At 73.0% G+C, this 14,847-nt stretch carries 16 protein-coding genes; 10 read left to right on the top strand and 6 right to left on the bottom strand.

Annotated features, from left to right (window positions below):
- Window positions 1-39: 39 nt before the first annotated feature.
- Together ABD143_RS10685 and ABD143_RS10680 are read left to right on the top strand one after the other, a co-directional pair.
- On the top strand, window positions 40-606 hold the full coding sequence (locus tag ABD143_RS10685; RefSeq protein ID WP_343975087.1) for a helix-turn-helix domain-containing protein: 567 nt from the start codon (window positions 40-42) through the stop codon (window positions 604-606).
- Window positions 603-1,121 carry a GNAT family N-acetyltransferase gene (locus ABD143_RS10680; protein ID WP_343975084.1) on the top strand — a complete coding sequence of 173 codons (519 nt, stop codon included), beginning with the start codon at window positions 603-605 and terminating at the stop codon, window positions 1,119-1,121. The genes ABD143_RS10685 and ABD143_RS10680 overlap by 4 nt, the downstream gene beginning before the upstream one ends.
- A gap of 10 nt (window positions 1,122-1,131) precedes the next feature.
- On the opposite strand, the gene ABD143_RS10675 is transcribed toward ABD143_RS10680, so the two are convergent.
- Genes ABD143_RS10675 through ABD143_RS10665 form a run of 3 tightly spaced genes read right to left on the bottom strand, consistent with a single transcriptional unit; the run spans window position 1,132 to window position 4,292 of the window.
- A complete protein-coding gene (locus ABD143_RS10675) occupies window positions 1,132-2,571 on the bottom strand; it encodes an Nramp family divalent metal transporter (protein WP_343975082.1) in 1,440 nt (479 codons plus the stop codon).
- Between the two features lie 54 nt (window positions 2,572-2,625).
- The gene (locus ABD143_RS10670; protein WP_343975079.1) at window positions 2,626-3,633 is read right to left on the bottom strand and encodes a sugar kinase; all 1,008 of its coding nucleotides are present in this window, start codon (window positions 3,631-3,633) and stop codon (window positions 2,626-2,628) included.
- Complete coding sequence (locus tag ABD143_RS10665) at window positions 3,630-4,292, bottom strand: bifunctional 4-hydroxy-2-oxoglutarate aldolase/2-dehydro-3-deoxy-phosphogluconate aldolase (protein WP_343975076.1); 663 nt, start codon at window positions 4,290-4,292, stop codon at window positions 3,630-3,632. Before ABD143_RS10665 ends, ABD143_RS10670 begins: the two co-directional genes overlap by 4 nt.
- A gap of 231 nt (window positions 4,293-4,523) precedes the next feature.
- Here ABD143_RS10665 and ABD143_RS10660 point away from each other — a divergent pair, with 231 nt between their 5' ends.
- Entirely contained in the window at window positions 4,524-6,686 is a 2,163-nt protein-coding gene (locus ABD143_RS10660; protein WP_343975072.1) for an FUSC family protein, read from the top strand.
- A 16-nt stretch (window positions 6,687-6,702) separates the two neighbouring features.
- Here the strand turns inward: ABD143_RS10660 and ABD143_RS10655 are convergent, their stop codons facing one another.
- The 3 genes from ABD143_RS10655 to ABD143_RS10645 all read right to left on the bottom strand — a co-directional run bounded on the left by ABD143_RS10655 (window position 6,703) and on the right by ABD143_RS10645 (window position 8,740).
- Window positions 6,703-7,479 (bottom strand): LLM class F420-dependent oxidoreductase, encoded by a 777-nt coding sequence (locus ABD143_RS10655; protein ID WP_343975069.1) that lies wholly within the window; start codon window positions 7,477-7,479, stop codon window positions 6,703-6,705.
- A gap of 77 nt (window positions 7,480-7,556) precedes the next feature.
- The gene (locus ABD143_RS10650) at window positions 7,557-8,111 is read right to left on the bottom strand and encodes a GNAT family N-acetyltransferase (RefSeq protein ID WP_343975067.1); all 555 of its coding nucleotides are present in this window, start codon (window positions 8,109-8,111) and stop codon (window positions 7,557-7,559) included.
- Window positions 8,112-8,194: 83 nt separating this feature from the next.
- Entirely contained in the window at window positions 8,195-8,740 is a 546-nt protein-coding gene (locus tag ABD143_RS10645) for an HD domain-containing protein (protein ID WP_343975064.1), read from the bottom strand.
- 306 nt (window positions 8,741-9,046) lie between these two features.
- On the opposite strand from ABD143_RS10645, the gene ABD143_RS10640 reads away from it, so the two are divergent.
- From ABD143_RS10640 to ABD143_RS10610, 7 genes are all read left to right on the top strand, one after another.
- Complete coding sequence (locus tag ABD143_RS10640) at window positions 9,047-10,009, top strand: phosphate/phosphite/phosphonate ABC transporter substrate-binding protein (protein WP_343975061.1); 963 nt, start codon at window positions 9,047-9,049, stop codon at window positions 10,007-10,009.
- A gap of 14 nt (window positions 10,010-10,023) precedes the next feature.
- Window positions 10,024-10,830 carry a phosphonate ABC transporter ATP-binding protein gene (gene phnC / locus ABD143_RS10635; RefSeq protein WP_343975057.1) on the top strand — a complete coding sequence of 269 codons (807 nt, stop codon included), beginning with the start codon at window positions 10,024-10,026 and terminating at the stop codon, window positions 10,828-10,830.
- A gap of 74 nt (window positions 10,831-10,904) precedes the next feature.
- On the top strand, window positions 10,905-12,563 hold the full coding sequence (phnE, locus tag ABD143_RS10630; protein WP_343975054.1) for a phosphonate ABC transporter, permease protein PhnE: 1,659 nt from the start codon (window positions 10,905-10,907) through the stop codon (window positions 12,561-12,563).
- Window positions 12,560-13,012, top strand: a complete 453-nt coding sequence (locus ABD143_RS10625) for a GNAT family N-acetyltransferase (RefSeq protein WP_343975051.1) — start codon at window positions 12,560-12,562, stop codon at window positions 13,010-13,012. Before phnE ends, ABD143_RS10625 begins: the two co-directional genes overlap by 4 nt.
- A 173-nt stretch (window positions 13,013-13,185) precedes the next feature.
- Complete coding sequence (locus tag ABD143_RS10620; RefSeq protein ID WP_343975048.1) at window positions 13,186-13,626, top strand: PNPOx family protein; 441 nt, start codon at window positions 13,186-13,188, stop codon at window positions 13,624-13,626.
- The gene (locus ABD143_RS10615; RefSeq protein WP_343975045.1) at window positions 13,623-14,240 is read left to right on the top strand and encodes a TetR/AcrR family transcriptional regulator; all 618 of its coding nucleotides are present in this window, start codon (window positions 13,623-13,625) and stop codon (window positions 14,238-14,240) included. The genes ABD143_RS10620 and ABD143_RS10615 overlap by 4 nt, the downstream gene beginning before the upstream one ends.
- Window positions 14,237-14,668 (top strand): anthrone oxygenase family protein, encoded by a 432-nt coding sequence (locus tag ABD143_RS10610; protein ID WP_343975043.1) that lies wholly within the window; start codon window positions 14,237-14,239, stop codon window positions 14,666-14,668. Before ABD143_RS10615 ends, ABD143_RS10610 begins: the two co-directional genes overlap by 4 nt.
- Window positions 14,669-14,847 lie beyond the last annotated feature (179 nt).

Here is a 14,847-nt window from a genome sequence, read left to right as displayed (position 1 = left end):
AGCTACCCGTCGTCCCGAAATCGGGATAGCCTCCCGAATATGGGAGATGCCGATGAGATGGCCGTGCGCCTGGCGAGCCGGCTCGCCGCCCTGCGCACGGAACGGGGCTGGTCGCTCGACGACCTCGCGGGCCGCAGCGGGGTCAGCCGCTCCACCCTCTCCCGGCTGGAACGCGCCGAGATCAGCCCGACCGCCGCCCTGCTCGGGAAGCTCTGCACCGTGTATGAGCGCACGCCTTCCTGGCTGCTCGCCGAGGTGGAGGCGGGGCCGCGGGTGCTCGTCCGGGCCGCCGAGCAGACGGTGTGGCGGGACGAGGCCAGCCGCTTCACCCGCCGGATCGTGTCTCCTCCGAGCTCCGGACTGCACGCCGAGGTGATCGAAGCCGTGCTGGCGCCCGGCGCTGACATCGCCTACGACGCCGCCCCGGTGCCGGGCCAGGAGCAGCACATCTGGGTGCTCGAGGGCTCCCTGGAGATCACGCTCGACGACCGGGTCCACGAGTTGGGCACGGGCGACTGCCTGCGCTTCCGGCTGTGGGGCCGCTCCCGGTTCCGCTGCACCGGCGCCGACCCGGTCCGCTACGCGCTGGTCGTGGTGCTGCCGTGACCGGGGTGCGCCGGCTGTCCGCCGCCGACTTCGACGACCACGTGCCGGGGCTCGCCGACCTGTTCGTCGACGCCGTGGCGAGCGGGGCGTCGCTCGGCTTCCCCGCCCCCTTCGAGCACGACGCGGCCTCGCGGTGGTGGCGGGAACAGGAGAGTGCGGTGGTGGCGGGCGAGCGCGTCGTGTTCGTGTCCTGCGGCGCGGGCCGGGTCGACGGGACCGTCAGCCTCTCGTTCGAACGAATGCCCAACGCCCGCCACCGCGGCGGCGTCGGCAAGCTGATGGTGCACCGCGACGCCCGGGGCCGGGGCCTCGGGCGCACGCTGCTGGCCACCGCCGAGCAGGCCGCAGCCGCGGCGGGGGTCACGCTCCTGCTCCTCGACACCGAGAGCGGCAGCGCGGCCGAGCACCTCTACCGCAGCGCCGGCTGGACCTGCTACGGCGAGGTGCCCGGCTACGCCGCCGACGCCACCGGGACCGCTCTCCGGCGCTGCAGCTTCTACTACAAGCCGCTGTAGGTCCCCGGGGTCACTGCCCGAGCAGGCGTCCGGCCTGCTGCTGCACGGTGAGCACCGCGAGCACGCCGAACAGCACGACCGACCAGACGAGCGCCCCCACCCGGAACCCGCGGATGCGGATCGGCGCGGGCAACATCTTCTTGTTGATCACGATGAGCAGGCCGGAGTAGATGAACATCATCACGCCGCCCACGCAGGCGGAGATCACGGCCAGGTAGATCGGCTGGGAGAACCCGGCCGCGATGACGATGATCCCGATGACGACCAGGCCCCACACCAGCCCGGCGTAGATCTTGCTCTCGGAGGCGTCCGGGAAGTACATGGTCTTCAGTACGTCGGCGGCCAGCCGGCTCGTGTAGTCGACGATGCCGAGCGCGGCCGCGAAGAGCGACAGCGCGCCCACAAACCAGAAGAAGTACCCGAACCAGGTGCCGACGCGCTCCATCAGCACCTGCCCCTCCAGCTGGAGGAACCCGATGCCGTTCTGGGCGTCCGGGTTGCCGAACACCGTGGCATAGGCGAGCAGCGACATGAACACGATCGACAGGAACGAGATCAGCACGAACGTGTAGAGCTGCTCGCGGGCGGCGAAGCGCCACCAGCCGCGCCAGTGCGTGAGGTTCTGCTCGGTCGGGACGAACACGTACCCGACCCGCCCCCTGGCCTCCGGCTCGCCCGTGAGCGGCGAGACGATCTTCGGGATGTAGTGGCCCATGCCGAAGCCCTTGTCCCGGATCCAGTTGCTCTGCACGAGGTTCTGTCCGCCGCCGGCGCCCGCGAAGGCGAGCGCGCCCATCAACACGGCGAAGCCCAGCTCCTCCGCGGGGAACTGCGCCTCGGTGATGATCTTCGGCACGTCGGCCCACGCCGCCCCGACCGCGAAGATCGACCCGACGACGAGCAGCAGTACGACCGCCGCGACCTTCACCATCTGGGCGCGTTCCAGCGCGGTGTAGACGACCGGAGCCAGCGTGAGGATCGCCCCGACGACCACCAGGATCACCACGGCGATCACGGCGGCGCTGCCGCCGAACATGTAGCTGATGAGCGTGGCGGAGCTGGTGGCCCACGCAGGCCAGATGTTGGCGAAGTAGGCGAGGATCGCGAACACGAGACCCCAGTGCCGCCACAGCCTGCTGAACCCGGTGAGTGCGGTTTCGCCGGTCGCGAGCGTGTAGCGCTCGATCTCCATGTTCAGGAAGTACTGCGTGATCAGCCCGAGCAGTGCGGCCCAGACGAAACCGAGGCCGATCTGCGAGGCGATGTAGGGGAAGAGGATGAACTCGCCGCTGGCGAGCCCGACGCCCGCCGCCACGATGCCGGGACCGACGAGCCGCCATTGGTTCGTCGGCGGGGCCGGCAGGTCGCGGACCTGGGGGCGAGGTAGGTACTTGGTGGGGAAGAGCTGCGATGGGTCGGAGGTGACCGCGTCGTCGCGTCCGGTGGTCATCGAGGGATGCCAACCTTCCTGTTGGGATGGCTCGGGTTCCGGGGGGCGCTGTCCTCAGCGCTGCACGTCCTCCTCCGCGGTGAGCAGGCTCAACTCGTGAGGTCGTGGGAGGGCCTCCCAGTCGCCGGGCACGGTCACCGCGAGTGCTCCGGTGACCGCAGCCGTCGAGAGCCGGTCCCGGGGCTCGCGCCCGGCGAGCCTGCCCGCGAGGTAGCCCGCGACGAAGGCGTCGCCCGCGCCGACGCTGTCGACGGCCTGCACGGGCACGGGCGGGACGTCGACGAGCTCGCCGTCGATGCGGGCCGTGGCGCCGTGCCTGCCCCGCTTGACGACCACCTGGGACGGGCCGAGCCCGGCGAGCCTCTCGGCGAGCTGCTCCGGGGTCGCGTCGGCGGGGTCGGCGATCTCCAGGGCGATGCGGGCCTCGTCGTCACCGGCGAACAGCATGTCCGCACCGGCGGCCAGCTCGCGGAACACCGGCGCGGCCGTGGCCGCCGACCAGAGCCGGGAGCGGAAGTTGAGGTCGACCGACACCGGCACGCCCGCCGCACGGGCCCTGCGCATCGCCTCGCGGACGGCGGCGGCCGGGCCCGGGCCGAGCGCGGGCGTGATGCCGGTCAGGTGCAGCACCCCGGCCTTCTCGACGACGTCGTCGGGCAGGTCGTCAGGGCTCAGGTGCGAACCGGCGCTGCCGTGCCGGTAGTACGTGACGTTGGACGAGGTGCCGGTGCGGCGCTCGCGCAGCATGATCGCGGTAGGCGCGTCGTCGCGGCGCACGATGCACCGGACCCGCTCGGCCAGCAGGTGGCGTTCGATCAGGTCGCCGACCGGGTCCCGGCCGAGCCGGCCGATCCAGGTGGCCGCCACACCCAGCCGGGCCACACCGATCGCCACGTTCGACTCCGCGCCGCCCATGCTGAGCCGCATCCCGCGCGTGAACGCGAGCGGCCCGACGTCGTCGGCGACGAGCAGCCCGAGCGTCTCCCCCAGCGTGACGAGGCCCGGCGTGACGAGGCCCGGCGTGACGAGTTCGCTCTCGTTCATCGGGTAGCTGTCGTTCACCGCAGCGCTCCGGCCGCGGCAGTCACGGCCCGGGCGCGGTCGGCGAGGGCGGACAGGTCACCGTCGCCGGACAGCGCGTCGCCGATCAGGGGGCTGCCCATGCCGACGGCGAACGCACCCGCGTCCAGCCAGGCACCGACCGCGTGCACCTCCACCCCGCCGGTCGGCACGAGCGGGACGTGCGGGAGCGGGGCGCGGACGGACTTGAGGTGCCCGGTGCCCAGCGTCCCTGCGGGGAAGAGCTTGACCGCGCTCGCGCCGAGGGTCCAGGCGGCCTGGATCTCGGTGGGTGTCATCGCACCCGGATAGCTGGCGACACCCCGGCGCAGCGCGGCCGCCACGACCTCAGGCGCCACCGTCGGCGAGACGACGAACCGCGCGCCGGCGTCGACGGCCCGGTCCACGTCGCCTGCGCTGAGCACAGTGCCCACGCCGACCTCCACGTCCTGGGGCAGCTTCGCCGCCAGCCGCTCGACGACGTCCAGCGCGCCCTCGGTGGTGAGCGTCAGCTCCAGACAGCGGATCCCGTTCGCGACGAGGACGTCGGCGACGGCCTCCGCGCGGCCTGCGTGCTCGGCCCGGAGGATCGCGACGACCCGCGTGGAGGCGAGGTGCCGGCCGATCGGGATGCGCTCGGGCTGCGGGGGTCGAACGGTCACCGGGTGCGGGTCCTCTCCCTCGGGACGGCAGCGGGAGCCGTTCATCGCAGGCATCCTCCCCGTCGAGCACTGTCCGCGCTGTGCAGCGCACATCGCGTTTTGCCGTACGGAACGGCGTTCCGGAGGCAGGCTGCATCATGCGTGTTGCGCGGTGCACACGACAAGCCGGGCCCCGGTGGCGCCCGTCTCGACCGGCCGCCCCGGCGGCGACGCGCGTGTCACCCTGGACCAGTGGGACAGCTGGCCTGGATCGGGGAGCTGCGCACCACCCTGACCGGTGTCGATCCCGGGCTCACGCGGCTGCGGCTCGCCGGCGCCGGCACGGCCTCGATGGCGCTCTCGGCCGGCGTGATGGCGGGTGTGGAGGCCATCACCGGGCTGGGCGTCACGCTGGTGATCTTCGCCGCGCTGCTCGCGATGATCAGCAACCTCTCCGTGAACGAGCCCGACGACCGCCGCCGGAACGTCACCACGGCGCTGATGCTCGGTCCGGCGGCCGCCGCGATCACGGCGGGCACGCTGCTTGTGCCCTACCGCCTCGCCGCCGACGTCGTGTTCGTGGCGGTGATGATGGAGGCGGTCTACGTCCGGCGCTTCGGACCACGGGGGTCCGCCCTCGGGATGGCCGGGTTCAACGCGTATTTCCTCACGCAGTTCCTGCAGGTGCAGGCGGCCGAGCTGCCGTGGCTCCTGGTCGCCGCCGCGGTCGGGATCGGGTCCACCCTGCTGCTGCGCGCGTTCGTGTTCGCCGAGCGCCCCGAGCGGACGCTGGCCCGCGAGCTGCGTGCGCTGCGCGCCCACGTCCACGCGCTCGTGGCCGCGGTCGCGGACCTCGTCACCGCGGACGCCGGCGACGTCGACCCGAGGCTCCGCGACGTCCGGAGGCGGCAGGCGCGACTCAACGACACAGCGCTGCTCGTGGCAGACATGCTGCAGCGGCAGGACACCCACGGCGACCTCCCGCTGCAGGTCATCGACGTCGAGCTGGCGGCCGAACGCCTGGCCGTCGCGAGCACGCGGGTGGCCGAGACATGCACGCCTGTGACGGACGAGGCGAGGTCGGCGCTGCTGGCGGGCCTGAACGGGCTGCTCGCCGCCTCCGCCACCGGCACCCCGCCCGCGATGGCGGGCCCGCTCCTCGACGGCGCACACCGCGCCGTCGCGGCGCTGGAGGGGACATCGGGGCCGGGCGACCGCGTCCAGCGGCTGGCGTTCGCGGTCACGCGGCTGGCCACCGCGCTGGGGGCGAGGCCCGACGAGGCGCGCGGCCAGGGTGCAGGCGGCGACGAGCCGGAGACGACGGACGAGCCGGAGACGACGGACGAGACGGCAGCGGACGCACGGCACGGCATGTTGCTGACCACCCGCCAGGCCGTGCAGGTCGGGGTGGCGACGACCCTCGCGATCGTGGTCGGCGAGCTGGTGTCGCCCGCCCGCTGGTACTGGGCGGTGATCACGGCGTTCATCGTGTTCGCCAACACGAGCAGCCGGGGCGACGTCCTGAGCCTGGGCTGGCAGCGCACGATCGGGACGATCGGCGGGGTGATCGCCGGGATGTCTCTCGCCGTGCTCGTCTCCGGCAATCAGCTCGCGGCGCTCGTGCTGCTGTTCGCGTGCGTGTTCCTGATGGTCTACCTGGCGCGGGTGTCCCAGACGCTGATGGCCTTCTGGCTGACCACCGTGATCGCGCTGCTGTACGGGCTGATCGGCCAGTTCAGCGTGGCCACCCTGCTGGTGCGGATCGAGGAGACCGCGACCGGGGCGGTCGTCGGTGTGCTCGCCGGCTACCTCGTGCTGCCAAAGCGCACGCGCGAGGCGTTCGGCGAGGCTGTCGACGCCTTCGTGGACAGCGTTGACGCCACACTGGTCGCTGTTGCCGACCGGATGCTGGGCCGGACGCCGGACCGCCGGCCCGCGGAGCTGGCTCGCGAGGTGCATGACGGCATGGCGGCCTTGCGCGCCAGGGCGGCGCCGCTGGACAGCCCGCTGCCGTGGCGTCGCGGGCGGTCCAGCTACCAGCGCACGGTGCGGGTGCTCAGCGCCGTCGACCACTACACGCGCAGCCTCGCCCGGCTCTCCGACGATCTGCGGGCGCCCGGATGGACGACGCTCGACCCGGCAGTGGCGCGGGTGCGCGACAACCTCGACGCGCTACGCCCTGCGCTGCTGCGCCGCGACCCGCGGGACGTCCGGTCCGCGGAGGACGTCATCGACACCGCCGAGGCCGAGGTCGCCCACCACCCGGACCCGCACCGGATGGACCTGCTCGCCGCCGCCCGGCTGCTACGGCGGATCGACCAGTCCGTCCTGACGCTTGCGACCGACCTCGGTGTCCCCGGCACAGCGGCCCGGCCCGGGGACGCGGACCTGCCCGGCGTCCACGCTCCCCGGTGAGGGACCTACCGGGCCATCAGGCGCCTCGGGAGTCCCGCCAGGCGATCCAGGACTTGAGCAGGCCCAGATCGTGGTCCGGACCGGACGTGCTGACGGTGAAGAGCGTGACGCCCGCGGCGAGCAGCTCGTCGGCCAGCTCCTCCGGCGGGCCCGTCACCTTGGCGGAACGCTCGATCTCGGCCGGGTCGCGGCCGATGTCGGCGCAGTGCGCGTCGAGCACCTGCACCTTGTGCGCGATCGTGGCGGGGTCGCCGATGCCGTGCCAGATGGTGGCGTGCTCGGCGGTGTAGCGGAGGGTCTTCTTCTCGCCGCCACCGCCGATCAGGATCGGGATGTCGCGGGTGGGCGGCGGGTTCATCTGCGCCCACCGGTTCTTGATGCGGGGCAGCGCGTCCGCGAGATCGGCCAGCCTCGAGCCCGCGGTACCGAACGGGTAGCCGTAGGCGTCGTAGTCGCGCTGGGCCCATCCGGCGCCGATGCCGAGCACGAGACGGCCGCCGGAGATGTGGTCGACCGTGCGGGCCATGTCCGCGAGCAGCTCGGGGTTGCGGTAGCTGTTACAGGTGACCAATGCGCCGATCTCGACCCGGCTGGTGGCCTCTGCCCAGGCCGCGAGCATCGTCCAGCACTCGAAGTGCTTGCCGGCGGGGTCGCCGAAGAGCGGGAAGAAGTGGTCCCAGTTGAACGCGACGTCGACACCCGCCTCCTCGGCGGCGGCGACGGTAGCGCGGATCTGGGCATAGTCGGCGTGCTGCGGCTGGATCTGCACGCCGATCCGGATCGGGTAGGCCATTCCCCCACCCTCCACCCGGAGCCGATCGTGGGCAGCGCGACCCCCGTCACAGCGACCCTGCCCGAACGCCCTGGTGGCTACCCGGGCGGGCGGTGCAACCTGATCGGAGCATCCGACGGGCGGATCCGGAACACGTTGAGCCGCAGGCCGTAGTACTTGTCGGTCTCCCCCACCCAGGTCATGCCCAGTCGGCGCGCGGTGGCCTCGCCCCGCGCGTTGTTCGGCCGGACCAGCGCGAACACCTCGTCGATGTCGAGCCCGAACGCACGCTCCACGAGGTGGCGCCCGGCCTCGACCGCGTAGCCCTTGCCCCAGTGCTCCGGCGCGAGCTGCCACCCGATCTCGACGTCCTGCTCCTCGACGGGCAGCAGGTGCAGGCTCGCGCCGCCCACGACCGCGCCGGTCTCGCGGAGCGCGACCGCCCAGTGCCCGAGCCCGCCCTGGCCTTCCCGGGTGGCCTCGGCCCAATGCCGCAGCTGCGCCCGCATGGCCTCCTCGCCCATCACCCGGTCGACGGCCGGGCTCAGCCAGCGCGCCACCTCCGCCCGGCCGTAGACGGCGAGCGCGGCCGCGGCGTCGTCGTCGGCCCACTCGCGGATGACAAGCCGCTCCGTGCGCAGGATCTCCGCCACCTCGTCTGTATACCCGTCCGCGCCCCCGGGAGGGGCGATTTGCCCCTCCTGGGGTGGGTGGACGGCGGCCCACGGACCGTCGGTCACCGGATCCCGGCGATGTCCAGCAGCTCGTCGAGGGTGCACGTGGGTGCGCCCGCAACCTTGGCCTCGTCGTCCCAGCGCCGCACGAGCATCGCCTCCGCGGCGAGCGGGTGCCGCAGGAACCGCTCCACCTCCGCCTCGGCCGCGGGCCCGCCCTGGGCGGCGAGGGAGCGCACCGACACCGGCGACAGCCGCGCGGCGTAGTCCGGTTCCAGTGTCACGAGCGCACGCTTCGCGTGCGCCCCGACGAGCCACCCGACCTCGTGGCCGAGCAGCCGCGCGCAGTACGCGGCGCCCGCCCGCTCGTGCGGCGCTTCGGGCAGCTCGGCGGTGACACCGGGCGAGCGGCCGATGTCGTGCAGCAGCGCGGCCGCCACCACCGGGGGCCGGGCTCCCGCCCGGACGGCGAGCGTGCCCGCCTGCAGGGCATGGGCGAGCTGGTCGACGGCCTCGCCGCCGTAGGGCAGATCGGCAGTGGCGAGCAGGTCGGCACGCACGCGGTCGCGGGCTGCGGTGTTGGGCACGGCGGTTCCCTCCAGAGGCATCGCTCCGAGTGAAGAGTCCGCGGATGACACCGTGGGCAACCGGGGTGGCATCAGGGGTGACGGTCGCATGTCGGCCCGCCACGGTTGTGCTGGCCGCTGCGCGGCGGGCAGCTGTGGATGGCCCGGCCGGCTCGGCCGACCGGCCCCGGCCCGCCGTCCTGTCCGCCCCGGCTCCGCGCAACCGACCCGAGCCGTTCGTCCGGACGTAACCGGCCCGTGCCGGGCCGGGCACCCGCGCTCTCCACCCTCGCTGCCGTCCGTCCCCGGCGTGCCCCCCGCGCGCAGCGGACCCAGAGGAGTTGCCGCATGAGGTCCACCATTCGCCGCGCCGCGGTCGCCGTCGTCGGCGCCGCGCTGCTCGCGCTCACCGCATGCGGGCAGAGCGCAGCCGAAAATCCCGGCCAGGCACAGGGCGGCCAGGCGGGCGAGCCGGGCACGCTCGTGTTCGCCGCCGTGCCGTCCGAGGAGTCGACCAGCCTGCAGCAGAGCTACCAGACCGTGATCTCGCTGCTGGAGAAGGAGACCGGAGCCACCGTCCAGTTCCAGAACGCGACCGACTACGCGGCCGTCATCGAAGGCATGCGCGCCGGGAAGATCGACGTCGCGATGTTCGGGCCGTTCTCGTACGTGCTCGCGAAGAACCAGGACCCCGGAATCACGCCCGTCGCCGCGATGGTCGACACGAAGGGCGCCCAGCCGGGCTACAAGTCCTACGGGATCACGAAGGCCGACTCGACCATCAACGACCTCGCCGGCTTCGCCGGGCACACCGTCTGCTTCGTCGACCCCGCCTCGACGTCGGGCTACCTGTACCCGACCGCCGGGCTCATGACGGCCGGGGTCAACCCGGAGACCGGCGTCAAGCCCACCTTCGCGGGCGGCCACGACGCCTCGGTGCTCGCCGTCGCGAGCGGGCAGTGCGACGCAGGCTTCTCCGAGGACGTGATGGTCGACACGCAGCTGATCAAGTCCGGCCAGCTCAAGCCGGGCGAGCTGAAGATCGTCTGGAAGTCGGACACGATCCCCGGCTCTCCCATCGCCATCGCGAGCGACGTCGCACCGGAGCTGCGGCAGAAGATCGTCGACACCTTCACGCAGGAGGCGAACGTCGACTACCTCACAGCGAACGGCGTCTGCAGCTCCGCCGACCAGTGCAAGCTCGGCTCGGACGGCGCCTGGGGCTACGTCCCCGTCGACGACGCCCTCTACAACGGCATCCGGCAGGTCTGCGACGTGACCAAGGCCAAGTCCTGCACGAGCCTCGGCTGAGCCGGAGGATCGCGATGAGCGTCGACAGCAGCGGGGTTACGGAGACGGTGATCCAGCTCTCCGGTGTCGGTAAGCGGTTCGATCCCGACGTCGTCGCACTCGACGACGTGTCGCTGGACGTGCGGGCGGGCGAGGTCGTGGTGCTACTCGGTCTGTCCGGATCGGGCAAGTCGACGCTCCTACGGCACGTCAACGGGCTGCACCTGCCCACGACGGGCAGCGTCCGGGTGCTCGCCAGCGATGTCGGAACGGCAAGCGGGGCCGAGCTGCGGCGCCTGCGCACCCGCATCGGGTTCGTGTTCCAGCAGTTCCACCTCGTCGGGAGCGCGTCGGTGCTCGAGAACGTCTGCACCGGGGGACTCGGCTCGCTGCGCGGTCCGCGGCTCGGGCTGCTCGGCTACCCCCGTCGCGTTCGGCGGGCGGCGCTGGAGCAGCTCGACCGCGTCGGCCTCGCCGACCAGCGGTTCCAGCGCGCCGACACGCTCTCCGGCGGCCAGCAGCAGCGCGTCGCGGTGGCGCGGGCACTGCTGCAGAAACCGCGCATCCTGCTCGCCGACGAGCCGGTGGCCTCGCTCGACCCGGAGTCCTCGGCACAGGTGATGCAGCTCATCGCCGACATCAGCCGCGAAGACCGGCTGACCGTGCTGTGCAGCCTCCACCAGGTCGAGGTCGCCCTGTCGTTCGGGCAGCGCATCGTCGGGCTCCGGTCCGGCCGCGTCGTGCTCGACCGCCCGGTCGCGGAGGTCGACCGGGCGGGGGCGATGGCCGTCTACTCGGCGGTCGGGGCGCGCACCGAGCCCGTTCTCGCCGGCGCCCGGTGACCGCGCTCAACACTCTTCCGGCGGTCCCGCCGAAAGGGCCGTCGGGAGGGCCGACGGAAGGGCCCCCGCGGACGGTGCCGAAGCCGTCCCGGACCGGGACGGCGGCGGCGCTCGTGCTGCTCGCGCTGCTCGGCGCGGCGGTGTGGGCGGTCGGGCAGCTTCGCCTCAACGTCGCCACGTTCACCGACAGCATCGGCAACGCGACGGACTTCCTCTCCCGCACGCTGCCGCTGGACTTCCCACCGCTGACAGAGGTGCTGCTGCTCTGCGGGCAGACGCTCGCGATCGTCGTCTGCGCGACGCTGCTCTCAGTGCTGGTCAGCGTGCCGGTCGCGGTGCTCGCGGCGGGCAATACCACCCCGGCGCCCGCCGCGCGCTACGGCGCCCGGGCGGTCATCGTCGTCGCCCGCGCCGTGCCGGACGTCGTGCTCGCGATCGTCTTCTTCCGCCTGTTCGGCCTCGGCGCCCTCGCCGGCGTGCTCGCGATGGGTCTGCACTCGGTGGGCATGGTCGCGAAGCTCTACGCCGACGCGATCGAGCAGATCGACGAGGGCCCGCGCACGGCCGTCCGGGCCACTGGCGCCCGGCGGCTGCAGGAGCAGATCGCGGGGGTCCTCCCGCAGGTGCTCCCGGCGTTCGTCGCGACGGCCCTGCACCGGTTCGACATCAACCTGCGCGTCTCGGTGCTGCTCGGCTTCGTCGGCGTCGGTGGGCTCGGGTTCGAGATCGCGAACGCGCTGCGGCGGCTCGACTACCAGCGAGGAGTCGCCCTCGCGCTGGTGGTGCTGCTGCTCTGCATCGCCGCCGAACTGCTGTCCGCGGCCGTGCGCCGGGCTCTGCTCGGCACGTCCGGGGACACCGCGCGCGGCCTCACCGGTTTCATCCGCCGGCGGGTGGGCGCCATCCGCGCCGACCTCGCCCGCGGGCCCGGCGATCGCGGGCCCGAGCCGGGCCGGGTGAGCCCGCCGTGGACGGCCCGCCGGGTCCGCGGGGCGGTCTTCACCGCGGTGACGGCGCTGGTGGTCGTCGCCTCGGTCTGGGGCGCCGACCTCTCGCCATGGCAGGTACTCGCCGGGCTGCCCAGAATGCTCGACACCCTCGGCCTGTTCTGGCCGCCGAGCACCGGCGGGGTCCTCCCCGACCTCGTCGCCGAGCTGTTCGTCACCGTGCAGATCGCCCTGGCCGCCACCCTCATCGGGGCGGTCCTCGCGCTGCCGATCGGCATCCTCGCGGCCCGCAATGTCGCCCCCATACCGGGGATCGCCACCGCGTTCCGGATCGTCATCGTCGTCGTGCGCGGGATCCCCGAGCTGGTGCTCGCCATCGTCTTCGTCGTGATCACCGGGCTCGGGCCGCAGGCCGGGGCGCTCGCGCTCGCGATCGGCGCCGTGGGGCTCCTGGGCAAGCTCGTGGCCGACTCCCTGGAGGAGACCGACGTACGCGTGCAGCAGGCGGTGCGGGCGACCGGCGCCAAGCGGCTGCAGGTGTTCGTCGCCGTGACCCTCCCGCAGGCGGCACCCGCCTTCGTCGCGCACCTGCTCTACCAGCTCGACGTCAACATCCGCTCGGCGACGCTGCTGGGCATCGTGGGTGCGGGCGGGATCGGCTTCTACCTGCTCAACGCCTCGCGGGTGATGGAGTTCGGCGTGGTCACCACCATCATGATGATGGTGTTCGCCACGGTGATGGTCGTCGAGCTCCTTGCGTTGTGGCTGCGGCGGGCGGTGTCGTGACCAGCGCTGTGATCCGGCGCGCGCAGCCCGGCGACCTGCCGACACTCGCGGCGCTGCGCTGGGAGTTCCGCACGGACGGCGCACCGCCGGTGGAGGAGCGCGCGGCGTTCGAGCCGCGGTTCCGCAAGGAGGTGGCGGCCGCCCTCGCCGACGGGACCTGGCTGGCGTGGGTGGCGGAGGTCGACGGCCTCGTGGTCGGGCACGTGTACGGCGCCCGCATCGCGAAGCTCCCCAACCCCGTGGACGAGGCCGAGACGCACCTCTACATCTCCAACCTCTACGTCCGGCCCGAGCACCGCGGCCGCGGGCTGGCCAAGGATCTGCTGGACGCCGTGCTGGCCGACGGCGACGAGGTGGACGCCACGATCCTCTGGGCCCGGCCGGGCACGGAGGGCCTCTACCGGCGCTACGGCTTCACCGCGTCCCCGGAGATCATGGAACGCCGCTGAGCGAGTTGCCTCACTAGGTTGACAAACGTTACGCTAACAGTTGTCAACCTAGTGAGGAGAACGCCGTGGTACCTGCACTCGCGCGAGCCCTGCATGCGGCCGACGCCGGCGCCCGCTTCCGGCGCTCCAGGCCCTCGCCGACGAGATGGCCCGCCGGCTCGGGGTGGCCTGACGTGCGCATCGGCCGCTTCATCCATCGCGTCCCGGCGGCGATCCTGTCCTCGCCGCTGCACCCGCTGCTGAGCCGCAGGCGCATGGTGCTGACCTTCACCGGCCGCCGCACCGGTACCCGCTATCCGACCCCCGTCAACTACCTCCGGCGCGGCCGCGAGCTGTTGACCACCACGTCCGGCAGTTGGGCGCGGAGCCTCGACGGCGGTGCGCCCGTCGAGCTGCGCCTACGCGGCCAGCGCGTCCTCGCCGACGCGGAGACGGTCCGCGACCCCGACGCCGTGGCGGAGGCGCTCACCGCGCTCGTCCGCGACCATCCGCCCTATGGGCGGTGGGCGAACGTCCGGGTCGGCGCCGACGGCGAGCCTGACGCCGCGGACGTGGCCGCGGAGGTCGCGCGAGGTCGCGCGCTCATCCGGATCCGGCTCGCGGAGCCGACGTGAGCACGCCACGGCGCCGGCGCCGCGGCACCGGTCACGAGCTGCGAACCGTGGTCGTGCGCGTCGCGACCGACCTGCTCGCCTCCACCGGCGACGTCGACACGATGACCATGCGCGATGTCGCCTCGGCGGCCGGTGTCACCACGCCGTCCGTGTACAGGCACTTCCCGGACAAGGAGGCGCTCGTCCGCGAGGTGCTGGCAGAGCGGTTCGCCGAGTTCACGAACCTGCTGCAGGACGCGGCGGCCGCCGCGGGCGACGAACCGCTGGCGCGGCTGGCCGCGATGGCGGCGGCCTACGTGAGGGCCGGGCTTGCCGAGCCGGGCCACTACCGGGTGATGTTCAGCGCCACGAACTCCGGCTGGGGTGGGCTGGGCCTCGACCCCGCCGACCCGCACCCGGGCGCGGCGGCGCACCAGGCGCTCGTCGACGCGACGACCGCGTGTCTGCCGCCCAGCACGCACGCCGAGGCGCCGCTGCTGGCCACGGAGCTGTGGGCCTCCCTGCATGGCCTGGTCGACCTTCAGATCACCAAACCCGACATGCCATGGCCTGACCCGGATCGCCTGATCGACCTCGCGCTCACCGCCGTGCGGCGCGCCCGGATGCTGAGGTGAACCTGCTCGCCGTGGCCACCGTGGTCGTCACCGGGTTCGTCGCCTGCGCCGAGTTCGGCTCCTACGCGCTCGTCCGGCCGGCCCTCCACAGGCTCGCCGCCCGCGAACGGATCACGGTGGAGCAGGGCCTCCTGCGGACCTTCGGCCGGGTGATGCCCGTCGGGATGCCCGTCGGCCTCGTCCTGACGATCGCCGGGGTCGTCGCCGAACCCGCGCCGCTCTCGTGGATGGCCGCCATCGCGTTCGCCGTCGCCGTCACGACCACGGTGCTGGTCAACGTGCCCATCAACCTCGCGACCGCGCGGTGGGACCCGGCCTACCCGCCCGCGGACTGGCAGCGGACGCGGCGGCGCTGGGCGAGGTTCCAGGCGTTCCGGTCCTGGCTGCTGCTTATCGGGTTCGTCACGGCCGCTGCCGCGGCGGTCTAGTCTAGGAGGGTCCTGAGCAACTCCGCCCGTAGCGAGCGGCGTCCAGGTGGGTGCATCGCAAGGCGGACGATCGGGCCGATACCGCTGTTGTATCGGGCCGATCGTCCAACGCCGCGAGGTGCCCGGCTGGGCGTCGCGCAGTAGGGCCGAGTTGTTCAGGGCGCTCCTAGCACCGACAA

This window comes from Pseudonocardia aurantiaca (assembly GCF_039526725.1).
Taxonomy (GTDB): domain Bacteria; phylum Actinomycetota; class Actinomycetes; order Mycobacteriales; family Pseudonocardiaceae; genus Pseudonocardia; species Pseudonocardia aurantiaca.
This window is presented reverse-complemented; position numbering and strand designations above follow the sequence as displayed.